General features: G+C 72.4%; 16 protein-coding genes. 9 read left to right on the plus strand and 7 right to left on the minus strand.

Annotated features, from left to right (window positions below; all coding sequences use genetic code 11):
* Positions 1–62 precede the first annotated feature (62 nt).
* The 3 genes from ACEZDG_RS36115 to ACEZDG_RS36125 form a co-directional block, all read right to left on the minus strand.
* Positions 63–1,016, minus strand: coding sequence for an ROK family protein (locus ACEZDG_RS36115; protein WP_380518693.1), 954 nt, complete (start codon positions 1,014–1,016; stop codon positions 63–65).
* Positions 1,013–2,794 (minus strand): class I mannose-6-phosphate isomerase, encoded by a 1,782-nt coding sequence (locus ACEZDG_RS36120; RefSeq protein WP_380518871.1) that lies wholly within the window; start codon positions 2,792–2,794, stop codon positions 1,013–1,015. Before ACEZDG_RS36120 ends, ACEZDG_RS36115 begins: the two co-directional genes overlap by 4 nt.
* A gap of 201 nt (positions 2,795–2,995) precedes the next feature.
* Positions 2,996–3,643, minus strand: a complete 648-nt coding sequence (locus ACEZDG_RS36125; RefSeq protein WP_380518696.1) for a hypothetical protein — start codon at positions 3,641–3,643, stop codon at positions 2,996–2,998.
* A 229-nt stretch (positions 3,644–3,872) separates the two neighbouring features.
* On the opposite strand from ACEZDG_RS36125, the gene ACEZDG_RS36130 reads away from it, so the two are divergent.
* Complete coding sequence (locus ACEZDG_RS36130; RefSeq protein ID WP_380518699.1) at positions 3,873–4,799, plus strand: phosphotransferase; 927 nt, start codon at positions 3,873–3,875, stop codon at positions 4,797–4,799.
* Between the two features lie 295 nt (positions 4,800–5,094).
* Here the strand turns inward: ACEZDG_RS36130 and ACEZDG_RS36135 are convergent, their stop codons facing one another.
* The gene (locus ACEZDG_RS36135; RefSeq protein ID WP_380518701.1) at positions 5,095–5,955 is read right to left on the minus strand and encodes an SDR family NAD(P)-dependent oxidoreductase; all 861 of its coding nucleotides are present in this window, start codon (positions 5,953–5,955) and stop codon (positions 5,095–5,097) included.
* A 182-nt stretch (positions 5,956–6,137) separates the two neighbouring features.
* On the opposite strand from ACEZDG_RS36135, the gene ACEZDG_RS36140 reads away from it, so the two are divergent.
* The 3 genes from ACEZDG_RS36140 to ACEZDG_RS36150 are packed head-to-tail and all read left to right on the plus strand — an operon-like array spanning position 6,138 to position 7,871.
* Complete coding sequence (locus ACEZDG_RS36140; protein ID WP_380518704.1) at positions 6,138–7,109, plus strand: helix-turn-helix transcriptional regulator; 972 nt, start codon at positions 6,138–6,140, stop codon at positions 7,107–7,109.
* 49 nt (positions 7,110–7,158) lie between these two features.
* Positions 7,159–7,650, plus strand: coding sequence for a DUF2975 domain-containing protein (locus tag ACEZDG_RS36145; protein WP_380518707.1), 492 nt, complete (start codon positions 7,159–7,161; stop codon positions 7,648–7,650).
* A complete protein-coding gene (locus tag ACEZDG_RS36150; RefSeq protein ID WP_057613216.1) occupies positions 7,650–7,871 on the plus strand; it encodes a helix-turn-helix domain-containing protein in 222 nt (73 codons plus the stop codon). The genes ACEZDG_RS36145 and ACEZDG_RS36150 overlap by 1 nt, the downstream gene beginning before the upstream one ends.
* Before the next feature lie 44 nt (positions 7,872–7,915).
* Here the strand turns inward: ACEZDG_RS36150 and ACEZDG_RS36155 are convergent, their stop codons facing one another.
* On the minus strand, positions 7,916–8,872 hold the full coding sequence (locus ACEZDG_RS36155; RefSeq protein WP_380518713.1) for an NADP-dependent oxidoreductase: 957 nt from the start codon (positions 8,870–8,872) through the stop codon (positions 7,916–7,918).
* Between the two features lie 106 nt (positions 8,873–8,978).
* Here ACEZDG_RS36155 and ACEZDG_RS36160 point away from each other — a divergent pair, with 106 nt between their 5' ends.
* Positions 8,979–9,545, plus strand: a complete 567-nt coding sequence (locus ACEZDG_RS36160; RefSeq protein ID WP_449341742.1) for a TetR/AcrR family transcriptional regulator — start codon at positions 8,979–8,981, stop codon at positions 9,543–9,545.
* 69 nt (positions 9,546–9,614) lie between these two features.
* Positions 9,615–10,445 carry an SAM-dependent methyltransferase gene (locus tag ACEZDG_RS36165; protein WP_380518722.1) on the plus strand — a complete coding sequence of 277 codons (831 nt, stop codon included), beginning with the start codon at positions 9,615–9,617 and terminating at the stop codon, positions 10,443–10,445.
* A gap of 81 nt (positions 10,446–10,526) precedes the next feature.
* Here the strand turns inward: ACEZDG_RS36165 and ACEZDG_RS36170 are convergent, their stop codons facing one another.
* Positions 10,527–12,785 carry a hypothetical protein gene (locus ACEZDG_RS36170; protein ID WP_380518727.1) on the minus strand — a complete coding sequence of 753 codons (2,259 nt, stop codon included), beginning with the start codon at positions 12,783–12,785 and terminating at the stop codon, positions 10,527–10,529.
* Between the two features lie 104 nt (positions 12,786–12,889).
* On the opposite strand from ACEZDG_RS36170, the gene ACEZDG_RS36175 reads away from it, so the two are divergent.
* From ACEZDG_RS36175 to ACEZDG_RS36185, 3 genes are all read left to right on the plus strand, one after another.
* Positions 12,890–13,090, plus strand: a complete 201-nt coding sequence (locus ACEZDG_RS36175) for a hypothetical protein (RefSeq protein ID WP_380518730.1) — start codon at positions 12,890–12,892, stop codon at positions 13,088–13,090.
* Between the two features lie 156 nt (positions 13,091–13,246).
* Positions 13,247–18,697 carry an AAA family ATPase gene (locus ACEZDG_RS36180; protein WP_380518733.1) on the plus strand — a complete coding sequence of 1,817 codons (5,451 nt, stop codon included), beginning with the start codon at positions 13,247–13,249 and terminating at the stop codon, positions 18,695–18,697.
* A gap of 139 nt (positions 18,698–18,836) precedes the next feature.
* Positions 18,837–19,601: an SDR family NAD(P)-dependent oxidoreductase gene (locus tag ACEZDG_RS36185; protein ID WP_380518736.1), complete on the plus strand. Its 765-nt coding sequence runs from the start codon at positions 18,837–18,839 to the stop codon at positions 19,599–19,601.
* A 41-nt stretch (positions 19,602–19,642) separates the two neighbouring features.
* On the opposite strand, the gene ACEZDG_RS36190 is transcribed toward ACEZDG_RS36185, so the two are convergent.
* Complete coding sequence (locus ACEZDG_RS36190; RefSeq protein ID WP_380518739.1) at positions 19,643–20,251, minus strand: TetR/AcrR family transcriptional regulator; 609 nt, start codon at positions 20,249–20,251, stop codon at positions 19,643–19,645.
* Positions 20,252–20,323: the final 72 nt, after the last annotated feature.

The following is a 20,323-nucleotide window of genomic DNA, read 5'->3' on the forward strand; positions in this document are numbered from 1 at the left end:
GACCGCATGGCCGCAGCACCGGGTCGGACCAGGCCCAAGCCCCGGCCCGCGCCGAAAGTGTGTCAGATCGCGCGGGTCCGGGCGCGCTCCGCCACCACGGCCGCTCCGAGCAGCGGCGCCTGGACGGGCAGTAGCGCACGCACGACTTCGGGGCGCGGCACCGACTCCGGTTCGGCCGCGGCGATCCCGACGCACAGCGGGCCGGCGAGCAGGTCCCAGGAACCCGTGAAGGAACCGCCCACGACCAGGACGGTGGCCCTGAACCGAGCCAGCCAGGGTGCGAGTACCACCCCCAACACGCCCATGGCGTCTCGCAGGACCCGCTCGGCGGCTGCTTCCCCGCCGCGTGCCCGTTCGGCGATCTCCTTGACGTCCGCCGGCGGCCCGCCCCTGGACGCCGCGGCCTGCGCGTAGGCGTCCCGGATCGCCCGCCGGGAGACGGTCTCCTCCAACGGTCGCCCGTCGTGGGTCAGCAGATCCACCCGTCCCTGCGGTGGCACGTCCGGGCCCTGTCCGACCACCTCCCCGTCGGCCAGGAAGGACGAACCGACGCCGCTGCCCAACGTGATCCCCACGGCGCGCTCGTGGCCCCGTGCCGCTCCCGCCGTCCTCTCCCCGAGCAGGAACGCGTCGGCGTCGTTGACGAACGTCAGCGCCGAGGGGCGGGGCAGCGCCGACATCAGGGCCGCGCGCAGGTCCAGACCGTACAGTGCCTCGAACTTGCCGACTCCGTGGAACAGCGCGATGCCGTGCTCGTAGTCGAAGGGTCCGGGGACCGCGACGGCCCAGTGCCGGCCGGGGCCGGCGTCCAACTCGAGCGCGGCTGCCGCGATGGCGTCCACTATCTCGTCCGCGGAACCCTCGGGTGCCAGGGAACGGCGCCACTTGCCGCTGGTGTGCACCTGACGCTCGGTCAGGTCGACCATGCCCGGGGTGACATGTGTGCCACCGATGTCGAGGGCCGGGATCCACGCGGTGCCGTCACCCGCCGGCCGTGCTGTGCTGCTGCCGCTCACTGCACCAGGGCCTTCACGATGCGCACCGGCGCGCTCCCCAGGCGGCGCAGCGTGTACGCGCCCACGGCGGCCGGGATCGTCAGGGTCTCCGCGTAGGCCAGGGCATGGCTGTGGCCGTCGGCCGTCCGCACCAGCACGCCGCCTCCCTCCACCACGTTGATCACATGGAACCGGCCCTCGGTGTCGTCACCGACCTCCTCCTCGGACTCCAGGACGATACGCCGCACGTCGAAGAACATCTCCGGCAGACTGCCGATGACCTCCTCGTGCCAGCCCGGCCCCTGGCGCAGGGTGCGCGGCTGCTGGACCAGGTCCCGGGCGACGTGCTCGCCCGTGCGGTTGGTGTCCAGGTTGTTGAACGCGTGCTCGACGTGCACCGGACGCTGGCTCCCGTCACGGCCGCGCCGCAGCCAGTCGTAGAACCGCAGGCTGTACAGGTAGGGGGTGGCGGAGACCTCCAGTACGACGTTGCCCTCGCCGCTGCCGTGCGGGGTGCCGGCCGGGATCAGGAACAACTGGTGGGGGTCGGCCGGGAAGCTCTGTACGTGGTCGTCCATGGCGAAAGGACGGCCCTGGTGGTGGGCGCTGTGGGCGTCGTGGTGGAACTTCTCCACGTCGGCGTCGCCCTTCAGCCCCAGATAGATGTGGCGGCCCGGTTGGCTGACCATCACGTAGTAGGTCTCGTGCTGGGTGTAGGGCCAGCCGAAGACGTCCTTCATGTAGTCCGCCTGGGGATGGCAGTGCACCGACAGCGCGCCGCCTCCCAGGGTGTCCAGGTAGTCGAAGCGGATCGGGAACGAGGTGCCGAACGCGGCGTGCACCTGGCCGCCGAGTACCTGCTCGGGGTGCTGGGCGACCAGCAGTTGGAAGGGGACTTCGACGGCGCGTGCGCTGCGCCCGCCGTCTGCGTCGTGCTCGCCGCGTTCGCCGCGCTCGCCGATGAGCACACCGCTCTCGGGCGCGATCAGCTCGTAGCCCAGTGCGGTGTTGGGCCGCTCTCGGCCGTATCCGAGCGTGTCCTGTCCCCAGTGGCCGCCCCACGGGGTGGAGTTGAACGTGGGACGGGTCCGGAACGGCCGCCGCGAAAGGGCGGACAGGGTGCTCCGCAGCGTGTCCCCGGACAACCATTGCGGGTCCTCGGGGGCCTGCGTATCCACCCACAGCGCGATGTCATCGGCGATGGTGTCGCGGTGGCGGTCCAGGACCGGCCAGTCGATGTAGAACAGGCGCCGCGTGGTCCCCGGGCCGCGGTCCGGGGGCTGGGCGAGATTCAGACCTACCCCGTCGGTGATCGCGGCCTCGGCGTAGCGCTTGGGCAGGTCCGCATACCAGAGCACGTCGTGCTCCACCAGGGCGGCACCCGGGCCGAAGACGATCAGGACCGAGCCCGCTGTGCGCTGCGGGCGGGGAAGCTCGTCGAAGAAGTCGACCAGCGACCGGGTCTCCAGCGCGGCGAAGTCGGGATCCTTGGCCAGCGCGTCGCCGCCGCCGGAGGCAAGGATCTGGTCCCAGGGCGCGAACCGCGTGCGCAGGTCCAGCAACGCCACCGGCCGCCCCAGCGCGGTGAGCGCCTCGGACAGTCCGGCGCGGATCCGGTCCCAGCCCGCGATGGCCGGCCCGTCCACCGCCAGCACGGCACAGTCGGGCCGCAGGGTCGCGACGGCGGCAGCCCACCCGGATCCCGTGGACCCGCCCACAGGCAGGTAGCACGGATCAGCGTCGTACACGTGGGAATCCCGCACTGCGGCATCTCCTCGATCAGGATCAGAAGGAATCATCATCATGGTATCGATACCATAGCGACAGAAACCACTGAACGACAGACCGATGCTGCCTGAGGTTGGATTACATCCACATGAGGCTGCATCCTTGCGTTGACAGCACGCCAGTGGCCACGGGCAGAGTCAGTGGTAGCGATACCACACGAGGCGAGGCAACCAAGCGAATCCCGGCGGGCTCGCCGCCGGGGTCGGACGGGCTCAGACGCCGGGCGGCAGGGTGGCGTTGGCCTTGGTGTCCTGCTGCATCCTCACCCGGAAGCGCGGGGCCTGGTCGGCGGCAACGTACCTGGTCACGTACTCGGCTCCGATCAGGCGGTACCGGGGGTTGCCCTGGTGCAGCGCCAGGTGCTGCTGGTCCTCGGTGTCCAGCACGCCCGTTCCGGCCTGCGCCGCCTCGGCGATCAAGAAGTCCGCGAACGGCTCCGCGTGCGCGGCCAGCTCGTGCGTCAGGATCTCGACGATCGTGCCGGCGAACAACGTGCTCGGGGTGGCGAGCACCTCGACCTTGATGCCCACCGCCGCTCCGGGGTTCGCCCCGAGCCAGTGGCGCACGCCCGCGGCGGTCTCCTGGGTCAGGATGTGCTGGTCCGTGGTCCCGTGGGGAATCGCGATCAGCTCGGTCGACCCCACCGGCATCCGATTCCTGTTGACACCACTGACCAACACGCTGGCACCGGGAACGTTGGCCAGCTTGGTCAGAAGCCGACCGCTGAGAACGGTCGGCGCGGGCCACAGTCCCCAACCCGCGTCGCCAGCCGCAGCCACCCGGTCGCAGGCGGTCAACTGATCATGAGCCGCCTGGAACACAGGATCAGTTGCAAACAGATTGAAAAAGCGAATCGCCATAAGCGCTCCCCCAGCGGACAGGCACTCCCGCACCAGCCATCCCCCGACACCGGAACCAGCGTCAGCGAACATCGTGCCACCGCGCCGCACGGCGCGACAACCACCCCGCAGCACAGCCACACGGCCTCCGGCTGCACGATCATCTGCTGGCGGCGCGTCAGAAACACATTGTGAACAGGACTCCTCGCTCGACGCCAACGGTATGATCATTGTCTACAGTTGGAGGCTCATGACCGACCTGTGGCAGGCCCACGATGCGGCTCGCGCAGTCGCCGCGGCGGCTTTGGGGAGCGATCCCGGCCCCATGGCTGCGGTGGAGAGCAGTTCGCATCACGTCTACGTCGGCTCGGACATTGTCGTGAAGCTCATCGATGCCGGCGGCCACGCCCGACTGGACCGGGAGGCGCTGCTCGCGGACCAGTTGCCCAGCGGCCTCACGGCGCCCCTGCTTGCCAGCGGGCTCCACCGGCTCGGGACGCGCGAGATTCGATACGCCTGCTACGTCCGGGTGCCGGGGACGGCACCGGGCATGGGGATGCCCGGCGTGGACCGAGCGACCGCTCGCTCATTGGCTGAGGAAGCCGTCCAGCGGCTCGAGACACTGCACAGGTGGGTGCCCACGGGTCAGGTTGAACAGACCCTGAGGGAGCCTCTTGACCACGGCGGGTTCGCCGGACAGGTTGCGCTCCTCGCCGAGGTGGAGAGCCTCGCCGCCCTGGACAGCCACGGAACCGTACCTCGCCGTCTGCTCAACGGCCTGACGGCGATCGGGGAACGGGCGCCGCTGCAGGCCGCGGCAGCCGTCCCGGTTCACGCGGACTGCCACTGGGGCAACTGGCTCGCGCGCGATCGGAGCGTGACAGCCCTGCTGGACTTCGAATGGGCCCGCTTCGGTGAACCGGTCGATGACTGGTTCTTCCTGGCCCGGTTCAGCGGCCCTCACCTGGAGACCGTTCTCGAGGTCATAACAAGCGCGACCGCGACCTCTTCGGAAGTCCTCAGAACCCAATGCGAGGCCCGCGAAGCGGCCTACCTCGTATCCGACCTCCGCGTCGCGCTGGAACACCCCGATACCCATGCGCAGATGGCTGCGGACCGGCTCAGCGGCCTCGAAGAGCTCATCGTCGACCGCCACTGGTGGCGCCGCACCCGGTAGTCGGCTTCGCTGAGCCTCCAGCACCGCGAGAGCGCTGATTCCAAACAGCACGCCTGGACGCAGACCGCTCGTGCGCCAGGTACACCCCGACCGACAGCACGTCGTCGAAGGTGGCGCCGTGCACAGCCAGGGCATTGCGGAGGTTGTCGAAGGCGGTGCACGGGTGCGACGTGCCGAGCGAGAGGGCGCGGTGCCCGGCGGTGTCCCTCCCCCGCGCCGGTGGGTGCCTCCGGCGCGGGGGGAGATCAAGTTCCAGCGGTGCAGGAAGCAGCCCGGCATCCCACTCACGGAACGGTCAGACCGCGGTGAAGTCGGTGGCCGGGGCGCTGGAGGCAGTGGCGTCCAGGTTGGCCCGCAGCGCGTCGACCTTGGCCGTGGCGTAGGCGTGGGAGTCCGAGCCGAGCAGTTGGCGCAGCGGACCGTCGCCGGCCAGAACCTGCCGGATGATCGCGGCGGCGCCCTTGACCGGGTCGCCCGGCTGGTTGCCCTGGAGCTCCAGGTGGTCCGCGACCATGGCGCGGACGGCGGGATAGTGCTCGGAGTGCTCGGCGGGCAGGGCGAGGGAGTCGGGGGCCAGGAAGGAGGTGCGGAAGTAGCCCGGCTCCACGATGGTGACCTTGACGCCGAAGTCGGCGACCTCGGCGGCCAGCGCCTCGCTGAGGCCTTCCAGGGCGAACTTGCCTGCGCAGTACAGGCCCCAGCCGGGGACCGCGGTCAGGCCCAGCACCGAGGAGACGTTCACGATGTGGCCCGAGCGCTGGGCCCGCAGGGTGGGCAGGGTGGCGCGCAGGACGTTCCACACGCCGACCACCTGGACGTCGAGCATGTCGCGGACCTCGCGGTCGCTGGTCTCCTCGACCGCGGCCAGGAAGCCGTAGCCGGCGTTGTTGACCACCGTGTCCAGGGCGCCGAAGCGCTCCAGGGTCCGGGCGACCGCCTGCTCGACCTGCTTCTGGTCGATCAGGTCCACGGCCAGCGGCAGCAGGCGGGAGGTGTCGACCTGCCCGCTCAGAGCAGCCAGCAGGCGCTGCGCGGACCGGGTCGTGGCCGCGACGTTCGCGCCCCCGCTCAGCAACTGCTTGGCCAGTTCGAGTCCCAGGCCGCGGGAGGTACCGGTCACGAACCAGGTTCCGGGGCGCTTGCCGGCGACAGTCATAGCGGGTCTTCTCTCAGGGGTGGGGTGGTCGGGGAACTGGTGCGGCCCGACCGGGATGCCTCAAGCCTGTCCCGTCACCACCCCGGCGCGGCCGTCATAAGCGGCCCTGCGCCGCCCCGGTCCCGGCAACCTAGGACGCAGCGACCCAGGCAGATCCGATCGTGACTGACCACACTGGACCCATGGCACAGAACAACCTCGAACTGGCGGACTTCCTCAAACGCGCCCGCGGCAAGAGCGACCCCACGCGCGCCGGCCTGCCGCCGGACGGACGTGTGCGCCGGGTGCCCGGCCTGCGGCGCGAGGAGGTCGCCCTGCTGGCCGGGGTGTCCAGCGACTACTACGCCCGGCTGGAGCAGGGACGGCGCATCGTCCCCTCCCCGGCCGTGGTCCGGGCCATCGGCCGAGCCCTCGGTCTGGACGCGGCCGGTCAGGCCCACCTGGAGGACCTGATCGGCACCGGCACCGCACCCGTCCGGCGACGGCCCGCCACCGTGCAGCGGCTGCGCCCCGGGGTGCACCAGCTCTTCGACTCCCTGGTCGGCGTGCCCGCGCTGGCCCTGGGGCGGCGCACCGACATCCTGGCCGCCAACCGGATGGCGAAGGCGCTGTTCACCGACTTCGACGCCATGCCGCCGCAGCAGCGCAACTACGCGCGCTGGATGTTCCTCGACAAGGACGCCCGCGTCCTGTTCGTGGACTGGGAGGTCCAGGCCCGCGCCGCGGTGGAGAGCCTGCGGCTGGAAGTGGGCCGCGACCCCCACGACCCGGCCACCCTCGCCCTGCTCGCCGAACTGCGGTCCCAGAGTGCCGAGTTCGACCAGTGGTGGGAGGAGCACCGGGTCTACCAGCGCACCCACGGCTCCAAACGGCTGCTCCACCCGCTGGTCGGTGAACTCACCGTCGAGTACGAGACCATCACCCTGCCCGGCGACCGCGACACTGCCCTGTTCCTCTACACCGCCCAGGCCGACTCGCCTTCCCGCCAGGCCCTGGACCTCCTCGCCAGCTGGGCCCTCGGCCCCGCGAACGCCGATCGACGGGACGGTCCGGGCGATGCACAACTGGCCACCCAAGGGATGGGCCTCCAGCGGGGAATGCCCGAGAGGAGTGGCGAAACCCCCGCCCGCCCTCCGGTACAGCCGCTTGCTTGATCTATCGTGATTCGATAGGTTCCTATCGTAGCTCGATGGAGGGGTGGTCATGGGGAAGCTGACAGTGCGCGCGTTGCGCACCGTGCTCGTGGTGGTGCTCACCGGCACCGTGTTTGTTCAGGCGTTGATGCTGTGGGCCCTGGTCAGCGGGAACGATCCGGAGGACGGGTCGCTGCCGCTGACGCCGCTGCGCGTGATCACGATCCTGGGGATCGGGACGGCCCAGGTCGCCCTGGTCTGCGTATGGCGACTGGTGACGATGGTGCGACACGGCACCGTTTTCTCCCACGCCGCCTTCCGGTACGTGGACGTCATCATCGGCGCGATCGTCGCGGCAGCCCTCGTGTGGTTCGCGGTCACGGGCATCAATGCGCCCGGCCAGCGGGACGATCCGGGCGTCACCGGCATCATGGGCGGGATCGGCCTGGCCATCCTGGGAGTCGCGCTCATCGTCCTGCTGCTGCGGATGCTCCTCGCCCAGGCTGTCACCCGCGACGTCCAAGCGGCGCAGCTGCAGGCCGAGTTGGACGAGGTCATCTGATGCCGATCGCCGTCGACATCGACGTGATGCTGGCCAGGCGGAAGATGTCCGTGGGCGAGCTCGCCGACCGGGTGGGGATCACGCCCGCCAACCTGGCGGTGCTCAAGAACGGCCGCGCCAAGGCGGTGCGCTTTGCGACCCTCGCCGCGCTCTGCGAGGTGCTGAAGTGCCAGCCGGGCGACCTGCTCCGCTGGGAGGCCGAGGACGCCGCGGGCGAATGAACCGTGCCCGCGGGACGTGTCCCCAACCTCGCGGGCCAGTACACCTAGAGGTCGATCACGACCTTGCCGTGCACGTGCCGCCCGGCCTGGAGCTCGGCCGCGCGGCGGATCTGCTCGATCGGGAAGCTCGCCGCGACCGGCACCCGGAGCCGGCCCGCCGCGACCATGCGGGCGATCTCCTCCAGCGCGCCGGGAGCCGCGTTCGCGCCGTTGGCCGCCGACACGCCGTCGACCTGCGCGGCGATGGTGCAGATGCGGCCGTCCGGAACGCCCAGCTTCCTGGCGACCTGCACTGTCTCCACCCCGTACAGGTCGAGGGCGGCAGTGACGCCGCCGGGAGCGAGGGCTCGGACCCGGTCGGCCAGGCCGTCGCCGTAGGCGACCGGCTCGGCGCCGAGTTCGCGCAGGAAATCGGACGAAGCCGCCGATCCCGTCCCGATCACGCGCGCTCCCGCGATCCGGGCCAGCTGGACGGCGAACACCCCGACCCCGCCCCCCGCGCCGCCGATCAGCACCGTGTCGTTCGGGCCGAGGTCGACCACAGCGAGGGCGGCGGATGCCGTGCGGCCGGCGATCGTGAGGGTGGCGGCGGTGCGGTCGTCGACGCCGTCGGGGGTGTGATGGGCCTCGTTCGCCGCGACCTCCCCGGCCGGGTCGATCACCACGAAGTCGGCGACCGCGCGGGACAGGGCGCCCCCGAACACCCGGTCGCCGGGGGCGAAGCCGGTCACCCCGTCACCAACCTGGTCGACCACTCCCGCGTAGTCGGTCCCGAACCCGGCCGGGAGGGTCAACCCGAACCGCGCGGCGGTGCCCGCGTCGGCGGTCATGAACCAGTCCATCGGGTTCAGGCCGGCCGCGGTGACCCGCACTCGGACCTGTCCCGGGCCCGCCTGCGGAGCCGGAACCTCACGGACGTCCAGGACTTCCGGGCCGCCGAATGAATCGAGCCGGACCGCCCTGCTCCTGCCCGTCTGCGGTTGAGCGCTCTGTTCCTGCATGGACGTCTGCCTCCTTGGAACCGGGAACGTTTGAAACGGACTATGCTCCGTTTACATGGATGACCGTAACACAAACGGAGCACGATCCGTTTTGCCCGAGGCGGAGATACGCGCGCCGCGGGCGGACGCAACCCGCAACCGCGACCAGCTGCTGGCGGTGGCGACCCGCGTGTTCGCCTCGGCCGACGCCGAGCCGTCGATGCGTGCGATCGCCCGCGAGGCGGGCGTCGGCATCGCCACGCTCTACCGGCACTTCCCGACCCGCGAGTCACTGGTCGACGCGGTCTACCGGGACCAGGTCGTACGGCTGACGACCGGCGCCCGCGAGCTGCTCGGACAGCAGCCCCCGGCAGTGGCGATGCGGCGCTGGATGGACCTGTTCGGGGACTGGATCGCGACCAAGAACGGCATGCTCGACACCCTGCTCGCGATGATCGAGTCGGGCGAGATCGCCCATGCCCAGACCCGGACCGAGCTGCTGACGGCCATCACCACGATCCTCGACGCCGGCCACGCGGCGGGCGACCTCCGCCCCGACGTCACGGCGGAAGACATCGCCGCCTCCCTCATCGGCATCTTCACCGTGGCCCCCCGGCCCGAGCAGGAGGCCAAGGCCAATCGCCTGCTCAACCTCCTGATGGACGGCCTCCGGACCGCCGCCCGGCCGGTCTGAACCCGGATCGAGGCGACGGCCCCGCGCTAGGCTCAGGCCAGCAGCAATGGCGACGGGGTGGAGGACGACGTGCCGGACGTGCAGCCCTTGAACAGCGACCTGAACGGCGACCTGAACGGGGACCTGATCGATCCGACCGTGGCCACGCCGGCGCGCATTTACTCCTATCTGCTCGGCGGCGAGGATCACTTCCCGGCCGATCGCGCGGCTGCGGAGAAGGCCCTGGAGGCGATGCCGGTCCGGGACTTCGCCCGCGTCAACCGCGCCTTCCTGACCCGCACCGTGCGGCACCTGGCCGAGACCGGCCTGGACCAGTTCCTGGACATCGGCATCGGCCTGCCCGCCCCCGGCAGCACGGCCGAGACCGCGCTGTCGGTGCGGCCCGACGCACGGATCGTCGGCGTCGACAACGATCCGATCGTCCTGGCGCACGCCCGCGCTCACCGCGGGGAGCCCGCGCCGTCGGGCGCGACGATCGTCGCCGGGGACGTCCGCCGTCCGGCGGAGATCCTGGAGAATCCCGAGGTACGCGGGCGCCTGGACTTCGACCGGCCCGTCGCGGTGCTGCTGGTCGCGGTCCTGCACTTCGTCGTCGACGAGGACGACCCCTACGGCGCGGTGCGCACCCTGATGGACGCGGTCGCCCCGGGCAGTGCGCTGGTGCTGTCGCAGGTGACCGCCGACCTTGACCCGGACGGGGTGGGCGCGACGGCGAAGGCCTACGCCCGGTCGTCGGTGCGGACCGCCGTGCGCAGCCACAAGGAGATCTCCGCGTTCTTCGACGGCCTGGAGCCGGTCGCCCCCGGCGTGGTGAGGCTGTCGCAGTGGCACCCGGACGAGCAGGTCCTCGCCGGGGACGACCGGATCGGGATGTACGGCGGCGTGGCGCTCAAGCCCTGAGTGCCACGTACGCCGGCGGACGTGCGCCCGGCCCTACGTACGGCCCCGCGATCGGGTCCGGTCAGGGGATCGCGGGGCCGGTCAGGGGATCGCGGGGGCGGTGAGGCCGCGTACGGCGGCGAGCCAGTCCCCCGGGTGGGCCACCGCCGGGAGTCCGCCGAGTCCGTCCCTGGCCGCCAGCGTCCGCAGCCGGGCCAGGAAGGCCGCTTCGTCCGGGTCCACCTGCTCCAGCAGGGCACGGCGGGAGTCGACGCCCAGTCCGAGCAGCAGCTTGAGTACCGTCGGGTCGTCGAAGTCACGGTGGAGACCGGCGAGTTCGGCGAGCTCGGCGAAGTGGGCGACGACGACGGGGTCCAGGTCCAGGTACTGCGCGAGGGCGGCCCGCTGCTGCGCGGTAGCGACCCGCCGCCGCAGCGCGTCCACGGTGGTGACCCCGATCCGGGTCAGCTGCGGCGCGCACGCGGCGAAGGGCGGCAGCTCCAGCAGTTGGACCCCGGACGTCACCGGGCTGAGCAGCGCGTCGAGCTCGTCGGACTTCCCGGCCCTTCGCAGCAGGGCGTAGGCGGGGTCGTTCAGCAGCTCCCGGCGGTCCGCGTCCGTGGCGGTGGCGAAGGTGAAGCAGTCGAGCAGGTCCGCGGGCTCGCGTCCGGTGCCGTCGAAGTCGCGGACCAGGGCCGCCGAGCACCCGTAGACATAGGCGAGTCGCGGCCACGGATGGTCCACGGCCAGTGCCCCGCGCGGCCACTCGGCCGGGCCCTCGCCGCGCCGGGCGGCCTCCAGGAAGTCGATCGAGGCCGTCAGGTTCGCCGCAAGCGGCACCATCCTCCCGGCGTACCAGGCCGCGTACCTGCCGTCCTGGTGGGGCCGGACCCCTTCGCAGTACGCGGTGAGTTCGGCAGCCCTGGTCCCGGCCGCACTCAGCGCCTCGGACCCGACCCGGCTGAGCGTCCTGGAGGTGTTCCAGGTGGCGGCCAGTTCCTCCAGGCAGTGGTTCCAGCGCATCGCCACCGAGCTGTACCCGGCCCTCATCCGGATGACCTCCCAGCCCTTCCGGGTGCTCCCGTCCTCCTCCTGTGCCAGCGCCACCAGGCTGTCCATCCACCTGGCGAACCGCAGCCGTTCCTGGAAGGGGCCCCGGAACTGGTCGTGCAGCGCGTAGAGGTAGGCCAGCCGGGCCGTTCCGTAGCGGGGTTCGAGTTCCACGGCCCTGCGCAGCATGCCGAGCCTGAGTCCGGCGTCCTGGACCAGGGCCGGCTCATCGGCGATCATCTGCATCGCTACGCCCTGCCACTGCTCCGCGCCGCACAGCCCGTGCCGCAGCTCGGTGTGGACCCGGCTGAGGCAGACCAGGATGCAGGCCGCCGCGCCGGTCAGCAACTGGGCATGGGCACGCCCCAGTTCGGCCTCCAGCTGCGGAGCCTTCAGGTGCGCCGGCAGCTCGGGCAGGCCCAGGTGTCCGCGGCTGATGATGGTGTTCTCGACATTGAGGCTGTTCCTGGTCAGGGCGACCACCACGCGGTTCTCGTCGACCACGGTGACCCGGGCCCGCCAGGTCAGCCCCGGACGGAATCCGAACATGACGCGGGCCGCCCACGAGGCGAGGGCCCCGACCGGGACGGCGCTGAAGTCGGCGGTGATCAGCGCGCTGAGATCGGCGGACCGGGAGATGCCCAACCCGTTGGCCTTGTGCGAGTCGGACTGCTGGATCCTGGCCAGCACATAGTCCGTCGCGGACGCGTCGGGGCTGCCGTCCGCGCCGAGCGTCTCCACCTGCAGCCGCAGGGACTGGCCCAGGGCCAGCGCGGTCGCCGTCACCCCGAACAGCGCCAGCGACAACTCGGCCAGCAGCAACTGCTCTCTCCGGCCCCAGAAGTAGAAGCCGCTCCCGAGCGCGCTCCAGAGGCAGAGCAGGACGAACATCGCGGGCAGCTGCAACTGCCGACGACCGGTCAGGCCGGGCCAGTGCCGGCTGTGGAAGTCCGGCCGTGCGCCGACCAGCAGCAGCGCCAGCGCTGGAACGATCAGCCCGAAACCATAGGCCCAGCGCAGCCAGGAGCCGGCCGTGAAGGGGGCGAACAGCGGAAAGAGCGGCACGAACACCGCCGCCGCGAGCAGTGCGAGGCAGCCGGGAACAGCCCAGGCCCCGCGGGCCCCCCTGCCCCACGCCTCGGCGTCGCGGAAGACGATCCAGCGGGTGACCATGCCGCTGACGCCCACCAGGACGGCCAGCGCGATCGCGAACGGCACCAGGAACTGTACGCACAGCCTCAACCGCCCGCTGTAGAACGAGTCCCAGCCGCTGGTCCCCACCGCTCCCACGTACGCAGCAAGATGCACCATGTCGGGCCCCCACCCCCAGGAACCTTTGCCGCCCAACCCACCCGCGACGGGTTGCGCACCGGTCGGCGACCGTATCACGAGGTGTACTCCCTCGGATACCAAGAGTGAAGGAGCGGGCCCCGGAGGAGCCGGCCGCGCACACCAGCACGATCCTCATCCGCGACCACGAGGTCGCCGCCGCGCTGCGGCCGAGTTACGCCGACGGCATCTGCCTGGCCAGGGACACACCCGCACCCGGCGTGGGCCGAAGCCGCAGGTCCGGTCACGGTCCGCACCTCCCCGCGCGGGCCGGACCGCGCCCGTAGGGCACCGGCGCTGACGGGCAGCCAGCTGACGGACAAGTCGTACAAACTGGTGTTTGCATGGTGTACAAAAGTGCTCTAGGCCCTGCAGCCGATTCGCCTGAAGGGGAGCCACCTGTGGTCCACGCGTACGTCGGCCCACCGAAGCGAACCGGCAGAGTGCCGTTCGTCGGCAGATCCGCCGAGGCCGGTCTGCTGGACTCGGTACTGGACCAACTCGGCGGCGGCGGACCGGCGGTGGTCGACGTGACCGGCGATGCCGGGATCGGCAAGAGCCGGCTGCTGGCGCAGTTCTGCGCCCGGGCCCGCGGCCGCGGGGTGACCGTGCTGCGCGGGCAGGCCGCGGAGTACGAACGGCACAGCCCGTTCCGGCCGTTCGCCGACGCCTTCGCCGACCTCGACCCCGCTGCGATGCGCCGCTTCCCGGCGCTGGGCGAGCTGTCCCCGGTGCTTCGGGGCGCGGGCGAGACGCCGACGGCGCCGGGCACCGCCGACCGGTTCGGCCTGTACCAGTCCACCGCGGCCCTGTTGGGCCGCCTCGACCACAGCCTGGTCATGGTGCTGGACGACCTGCACTGGGCGGATCCGGCGTCGCTGGAGCTGGTGGACCACCTGGTCCGCCATCCCGTGCCCTCGCCCCTGCTCCTGGTGCTCTCGCGCCGGGAGCGGCAGACTCCGCCGGCGCTCACCCGGGCCCTCGCCGACAAGGTGGAGAGCGGGGCCGTGCTCCGGATCGCGCTGGGACCCCTGAGCGAGAGCGACTGCGTCACGGCCCTGGCCGGTGACCTGCCGCTGCCGCAGGCCGCCGATCTGTACCGGGCGAGCGACGGCAACCCCCTCTACTTCCTCGCCCTCCTGCAGGCCCAGCGCGAGTCCCGCCCGCTGCCCGGGCCCGGTCCTGCCGTGGGCACGGCCGCGGCCACGGGCCGTCCGCTCAGCGAACCGGACGGCCTGCCCACCGGGCTCGGGGCCCTGCTGCTCGACGAGCTCGCGCCGCTGAGCCCGGCGCGCTACCGGGTCCTGGAGGCCGCGGCCGTCCTGGGCGACCACGCCAACCCCGCGATGATCGCCCGGCTCACCAGCCTCGCCCCCGAGCAGGTCGCCGACGCGCTGCGGGAACTGATGCAGCGTGACCTCCTGCGGCCGGGACACCACGGGCGACCTACGACGCTGCGGCATCCGCTGATCCGGGCACTGATCCACGAGAACATCGACGCCTGGCAGCGCGAGGAGTTCCACCGCCGGGCCGCGGCGGAACTCGCCGCCGCCGGGGCCTCGGTCCTCGATCAGGCCCACCATGTCGAGCAGTCGGTGACCTACTGGGACCCGCGGGCAGCCGCGGTCCTGGTCGCGGCGGCCGAGCAGAGCGCCGCGGCGGCGCCGGCCACGGCCGCGCACTGGTACCGGGTGGCCCTGCGCCTCCTCCCGGACAGCCCCGAGCACCTCGCCGCACGCCGCGAACTGACGCTGGCACAGGCCCGCGCCCTCGGCGTGAGCGGCGGACTGCAGCAGAGCCGGGACCTGCTGTGCCAGGTCATGACCATGGCGGCCCCGGACGGCTACGACGACGTCCACACCGCCGCGGTCACCCTGCGCGCCCAGCTTGAGCGGCTGCTCGGACGCCACCGGGAGGCCGAGGCGCTGCTGCGCCGCGAACTGGGGCGCAGCCCAGGACCGTCGCCGTCACAGGCCGTCAGAATCGGGCTCGAGCTGTGCTCCTGTGTCATCTCCGCCTGCCGCTTCCCCGAGGTCAGGGGCGACATCAGCGGGGTGCTGGACGCCGCCCGCGCGGTCGGCGACACGATCGGCGAGGTGGGCGCCCTGGCCCGGATCGCCATGGGCGAGGCCTACGAAGGAAACACCGCCACTGCCCGGACCTTCGCCGGGACAGCCGCCGCACGGGCGGACGCACTGACCGACGGCGCCCACGCCGAGCTGTGCGAGTCGCTGTGCACCCTGGGCTGGACCGAGGCCTTCCTGGAGGACTACACCCGTGCCGAGAGCCACCTGGACCGCGGGCTCGACATCGCCCGGGCGACCGGCCAGCTCTTCCTGGTGCCGCATTTCCTGACCGCCAAGGCCTACGTCCACCTCTGCACCTGCCGGATCACCACCGCGCTGGAGCTGGCCGAGGAGGCCGAACCGATCGCACGGACCCTGGGCAGCGGCGACCTGCTCGCCTTCACCCTGGCGTTCCAGTCGCAGATCCTGCTCCAGGCCCGCTCACCGCGGCGTCCGACCGCGCTGGCCGTCGCCGAGGAGGCCGCGGCCTGCGCCGCCGCCAACGGGAGCTGGTGGGCCCGGGTGGCCTGGTGCATGCTCGCCTACGCGGTACTCGACGCCGGCGATCCGCACCGGGCCGCGGACATCCTGGTGCGCACCGGCGGCGGTCCCGATCTGCACCGGCTGCAGCCCACGATGCGCCCCAACTACCTGGAGACGCTCACCAGCGCCGCCCTGGCCACCGGCGACACCGACGCCGCCGTACGCTGGGCCGAGCGGGCCCGCCGGGAGGCGAAGCAGCTCGCGCTGCCGGCCCAGCACGGAGCCGCGCTGCGCAGCCTCGCCCAGGTCGCCGCCCACCGCGGCGACTCCGCCGGCGCGGCCCGGCTGTTCACCGAAGCGGCCCAGCAGAGCGCCCGGTCCGGGGCGACCCTCCGCGAGGCACAGTCGCTGCTGCTCGCGTCCCCGCACGCACGGGCCACCGGGGACCGGGCCGGCGCGGCCGACAGCTGGCACCGGGGGGCACGGCTGGCCTCGGAAGGCGGATCGCAGCTGCTCGTCGGCCTGGCCGAGCGCCTGCGCCCGGCGGTCTTCCCGCCGACGAGCGCACAGGTCGGCGAACCGGTCGCCGAACCGCTCGGCACACCGGTCGGCGAACTGGTCTCGCTGACCACCCGGGAACGGCAGGTCGCCGGCCTCGTCGCCGAGGGGCTCAGCAGCCCGGCGATCGCCGCCGAGCTCTACCTCAGCCCCCGCACGGTCGAATCCCACATCGCCAGGATCTACCGCAAGACCGGGGTGTCCTCCCGGGCCGCGCTGGCCTCCATCGTGACCCGCAGCGGCGCTCAGGACGGCGCGTTCCGCCGGCTGCACCGGCGGGACTCCCCCGTCCCGCCCGCGCCCGCGGGCCCGCAGGGCGGCGGCCCGCGGCCGGCCCGGGCCCGCCCACTGGTCGGCCGCGGCATCGAAGTCGATGCGGTGGTACGGGCGTTGGCGGATCTCACGGCGGGGACGGGGCGGGCCATCGCGCTGGTCGGGGAGCCGGGCATCGGCAAGAGCGCACTGCTGCGGGCAGCCGCGGCGCACGCCAGGGACCAGGGAGTCCTGGTCCTCACCGCCCACGGCAGCCGTACCGCGCTGCCAGCTCTGCCTGGCCTGCCGGGCGGCGCGGACGCGCACCAGGTCATGGCGCGCGGCGCCGACCGTGCCGCCGTCCTGGCGGTGGTGGACGACCTGCACGACCTCGCCCCCGAGCGCGTCGCCGACGTCGAGCGGCTGATCGGGGCGACCACCGCCGAACCGGTGCTGTGCCTGCTGTCCTACCGGCAGCGCCAGTTGTCCCCGGCGCTCGCGGCCGTGCTCTCCCGCGCGTCGTCCGCGGGGTTCCTGGAGGTGTGGCACCTGGGGCCGCTCTCCCCGCAGCAGGCCCGAGAACTGCTCGGCGACCGGCCGGACCTGGAGCAGGTGCTCCGCGAGGCCGAGGGCAATCCCCAGTACCTCCAGGTCCTGGGCGCCGACGACGGGACCGCGGTGGACGCCGAGACCGCGATCCTCGGTGAACTCACCGGCCTCGACGCCGACGCACTGACCGCGGTGCAGGTGGCGGCGGTGCTCGGCGGGCCGTTCCACCCGGAGTTCCTCACCTCCGTCGCCCGCCTGGAACCACCCGCGGCCATGGCCGCCCTGGACACCCTGGCCCGGCTGGACCTGGTCCGCCCGGCCGAGCCGGCGTCCCAGCTGACGCTGCGTCACCCAGCCGTCGGCAAGGTCGTCTACAGGCGGCTCCAGCCCGGCCGCCGGACCGAACTGCACCAGCGCGCCGAGGCCGAACTGGCGGCGCGAGCGGCACCGATCGCGGAACGTGCCCACCATGTGGCGCAGGCCGCGGACCCCCGGCGTCCGGAGCACGCGACGACGCTGATCGCGGCGGCCCGCGGCGTGATCTACACCTCCCCGGCCGTCGCGAAGGGCCATCTGCAGGCCGCGCTGTCACTGCTCCAGGAGAACAGCGCCCACTGGTACGAGGCCAAGGTCCTGCTGGCCCGCGCCCGGCTGCTGACCGGGGACGCCTCCGAGAGCCGGGCCCTGCTCGAGGCGCTGCGCCCGGACATCCCCGAGGGCCCGCCCGGTGAGGCGACCGCGCTCGCCGACTCCAGCCGGACCGAACGGCGACTGGGCCGCTACACGGAAGCCGGCGCCCTCGCCCGCGCCGGACTCGCGGCGCTGACCGACGACGACTCGCCGACGGCCGCGGCGCTGCACTCCGAACTGGCCGACTACGCCTACGACGTGCAGGACTTCGAGACGTCCCGGCAGCACGCCGAGACGGCCGCGGCGCTCGCCCGCGGACACGGCGACCGGGTCGGCGAGACCTACGCCCTGGGCAAGGCCGCCCTCGCCCACCTGTTCACCAGCGACCAGGACCGGGCGACGGCGGCCATGACCAGGGCCGCCGAACTCCTCGACGCCGTCCCCGACGCAACGCTGGTGACCAACCTGGAGGCCCCGTTCCAAGTGGGCCTGGCCGAAGGGATGCTGGGACGGCTGGTCGACTCCGAACGCCACCTCACCCGGGGCACCGAACTCTCCCGGCGCACCGGTCAGACCTACATCCATCCGCAGCTGCTGACGGTCCTCGGCAACGCCCAGCTGCGTTCGGGGAACCTGGACGGCGCCCTGGCGACGCTGGACGAGGCCGACCAGCACGTCAGACGCATCGGCGACGTCGCCACCGAGGCGGTCCTGATGACCCTGCGGGCCGAGGCGCTGTTCTGGCGCGACAACCCGGGCGACCTGGAGGCGGCGACCGCCACGGCCGAACGGGCCAGGGCGGCCGTCGGGTCCGCCCTGACCTCGTGGGCGGTCTCGGTCCGCTGTACCAACGCCGAGTTCATCCTGCACACCGGTGACCCGGCCCGGGCCGGATGGCTGCTGCTGGAGACGGCCGGCGGTGACGAGCTGCCGAGGTTCACCGCCTGGCGCCGACCCCGCTGGTGCGAGAGCCTGACGCAGGTGGCAGCCGCCAGGGGCGACCAGGCCGCGGTCGACCGCTGGGCGCGGCTCGCCGAGGAGAGCGTCGAACAGCTTCCCTCCGCGGGCCGGCGGGGTTTCGCCCTGCGGGCGCGGATGCGGGCCCACGCCCTGCGCGGGAACAGCGACGGCGCGCTGCGCAGCGCACAGGAGGCGATAGCCGACTTCGCCGACTGCGGTGAGCGCCTGGAGCTGGCCCGCACCCTGCTCACGGCCGCCACGCTGGCGCTGGACGCCGGCCGCAGCGACGCGGTGGCCGGCTGGCTGGACCGGGCCGCGGTCCTGGCCGACCAGTGCGGCTCGGCCCGGCTGGCAGCCGACGTCGCCACCCACCGCACCCGGCTCGCCGACCGGTAGCGCATTTTGGACTTGCGGGTCCAATTTCTTCGTCGCACAGTGGCACTCCGCCCTGGCCGTCCAGGGCCCCGGCCGGTCGAACACCGTGGGTGGTTCGGTCGTACGGCTCGTAGCGCAGATCGAAGCAGCGGAGTGGACCATGTCGTCGCGCCTCAAGGGCAGGACTGCCCTGGTGACCGGAGCAACCAGCAACATCGGACGGGCCATCGCGGAGGCGTTCGCCGCCGAGGGGGCACACGTTGTCGTCTCGGGCCGCAGTGCCGCCCGCGGCGAGGAGGTCGTCGACGGCATCCGCGCCCGGGGCGGTCGGGCCGACTTCGTGCAGGCAACCCTGGACGGCAGCGCCGCGGCCTCCCAGGACCTGGCCCGGGAGGCCGCGCGCGTCCTCGGCGGTCGCATCGACGTCCTGGTCAACAACGCGGGCATCTTCCCCAGCAACACCACGGAAACCGCCGACGAGAAGACCTTCGACCAGGTCTACGCGGTCAATGTGAAGGCCCCGTTCTTCCTCACCGCAGCCGTCGCGCCCGCCATGGCGGAGGCCGGCGGTGGAGCGATCATCAATCTGGGCTCCTGGATCGCACGCCTGGGTATCCCGATCAGCGCCCTCTACAGTTCCACCAAAGGGGCCATGGAGACCCTGACCCGGGCCTGGTCGGCGGAGTTCGGGCCGCGGGGCGTGCGGGTGAACGCGATCTCGCCGGGCGTCGTGGTGACACCCGCCCCGGGCCAGGTCCACCCCGGCGAGGTGATGATGAAGGGCACACCCGCAGGCCGGGTGGGCACCCCCGACGCCATCGCCAACGCCGCCGTGTACCTGGCCGGCGACGAGTCGGCCTTCGTCCACGGCATCGTGCTCGACGTCGACGGCGGGCGCACGACCGTCGCCGTCATCGCCGGCTGACACCCGCCGCCGCCCAGGCCGGGGTGTGACGCACCGTCATCTCACCGACCTGCGCCGCCCGCCAGGCGCAGGTCCGCGATCCCCTGGCCCAGGGCGGCGCGCAGATGGGTGGATTGACCCGTCGACAGCAGGATCGACACACCCCCTTGAATCGCGGCCAGCAGCGCGGCGGCCCTGGTATCGACATCGAGTACGGCGGGAAGCCGGCCCGCGGCCTGGAGCGACCGGATGCCCGCCGCCAAGCTCTCCTGCCAGCGGCGCATCAGCTCGACCACGATCGCCCGCGCCCCGGGAGTCGAGCGTCCGATCTGGAGGAACAGGGACCCGAGCGGACACTCGTCCCCCTGGGCCTCATAGCGTTCGATCACCACATCCCGCCACCGCTCCCATGCCTCCCATGAGTCCAGGCAGCCCAGGTACGGCTGCTGGTCCTCCAGGACCTGGTCCGCCTCGAACTGCGCCACCGCGACGAGCAGGGCGTCCTTGCCGGCCGGGAAGTAGTGGAACAGCTGGCTCTTGCTGGTGCCGGTCCGCGCCATCACGTCCTCCAGCGTCGCCGAGCCGACACCCTTCTCCCGGAGCACCGCCGCCGCCCCCACGACGATCCGGCTGCGCGTCGCCCGCCCCTTCGCCGTCAACTGCCCGCCCATGACCCGCCTCCCGTAACTGGACTGTACAGTCCAGTGTAAATCGGCAGCGGCACGGCACCGCCGCAGCAGGTC

It is taken from the genome of Streptacidiphilus alkalitolerans, from assembly GCF_042511045.1.
Lineage (GTDB): Bacteria > Actinomycetota > Actinomycetes > Streptomycetales > Streptomycetaceae > Streptacidiphilus > Streptacidiphilus alkalitolerans.

What these genes read in the sequence shown, in the direction of transcription:
- ACEZDG_RS36135 (WP_380518701.1), bottom strand. Translation starts at nt 5,955, where the DNA reads ATGACTGTCGCCGGCAAGCGCCCCGGAACCTGGTTCGTGACCGGTACC.
- ACEZDG_RS36125 (WP_380518696.1), bottom strand. Translation starts at nt 3,643, where the DNA reads ATGGCGATTCGCTTTTTCAATCTGTTTGCAACTGATCCTGTGTTCCAG.
- ACEZDG_RS36170 (WP_380518727.1), bottom strand. Translation starts at nt 12,785, where the DNA reads ATGGTGCATCTTGCTGCGTACGTGGGAGCGGTGGGGACCAGCGGCTGG.
- ACEZDG_RS36155 (WP_380518713.1), bottom strand. Translation starts at nt 8,872, where the DNA reads ATGCAGGAACAGAGCGCTCAACCGCAGACGGGCAGGAGCAGGGCGGTC.
- ACEZDG_RS36190 (WP_380518739.1), bottom strand. Translation starts at nt 20,251, where the DNA reads ATGGGCGGGCAGTTGACGGCGAAGGGGCGGGCGACGCGCAGCCGGATC.
- ACEZDG_RS36120 (WP_380518871.1), bottom strand. Translation starts at nt 2,794, where the DNA reads ATGATTCCTTCTGATCCTGATCGAGGAGATGCCGCAGTGCGGGATTCC.
- ACEZDG_RS36150 (WP_057613216.1), top strand. Translation starts at nt 7,650, where the DNA reads ATGCCGATCGCCGTCGACATCGACGTGATGCTGGCCAGGCGGAAGATG.
- ACEZDG_RS36145 (WP_380518707.1), top strand. Translation starts at nt 7,159, where the DNA reads ATGGGGAAGCTGACAGTGCGCGCGTTGCGCACCGTGCTCGTGGTGGTG.
- ACEZDG_RS36130 (WP_380518699.1), top strand. Translation starts at nt 3,873, where the DNA reads ATGACCGACCTGTGGCAGGCCCACGATGCGGCTCGCGCAGTCGCCGCG.
- ACEZDG_RS36140 (WP_380518704.1), top strand. Translation starts at nt 6,138, where the DNA reads ATGGCACAGAACAACCTCGAACTGGCGGACTTCCTCAAACGCGCCCGC.
- ACEZDG_RS36185 (WP_380518736.1), top strand. Translation starts at nt 18,837, where the DNA reads ATGTCGTCGCGCCTCAAGGGCAGGACTGCCCTGGTGACCGGAGCAACC.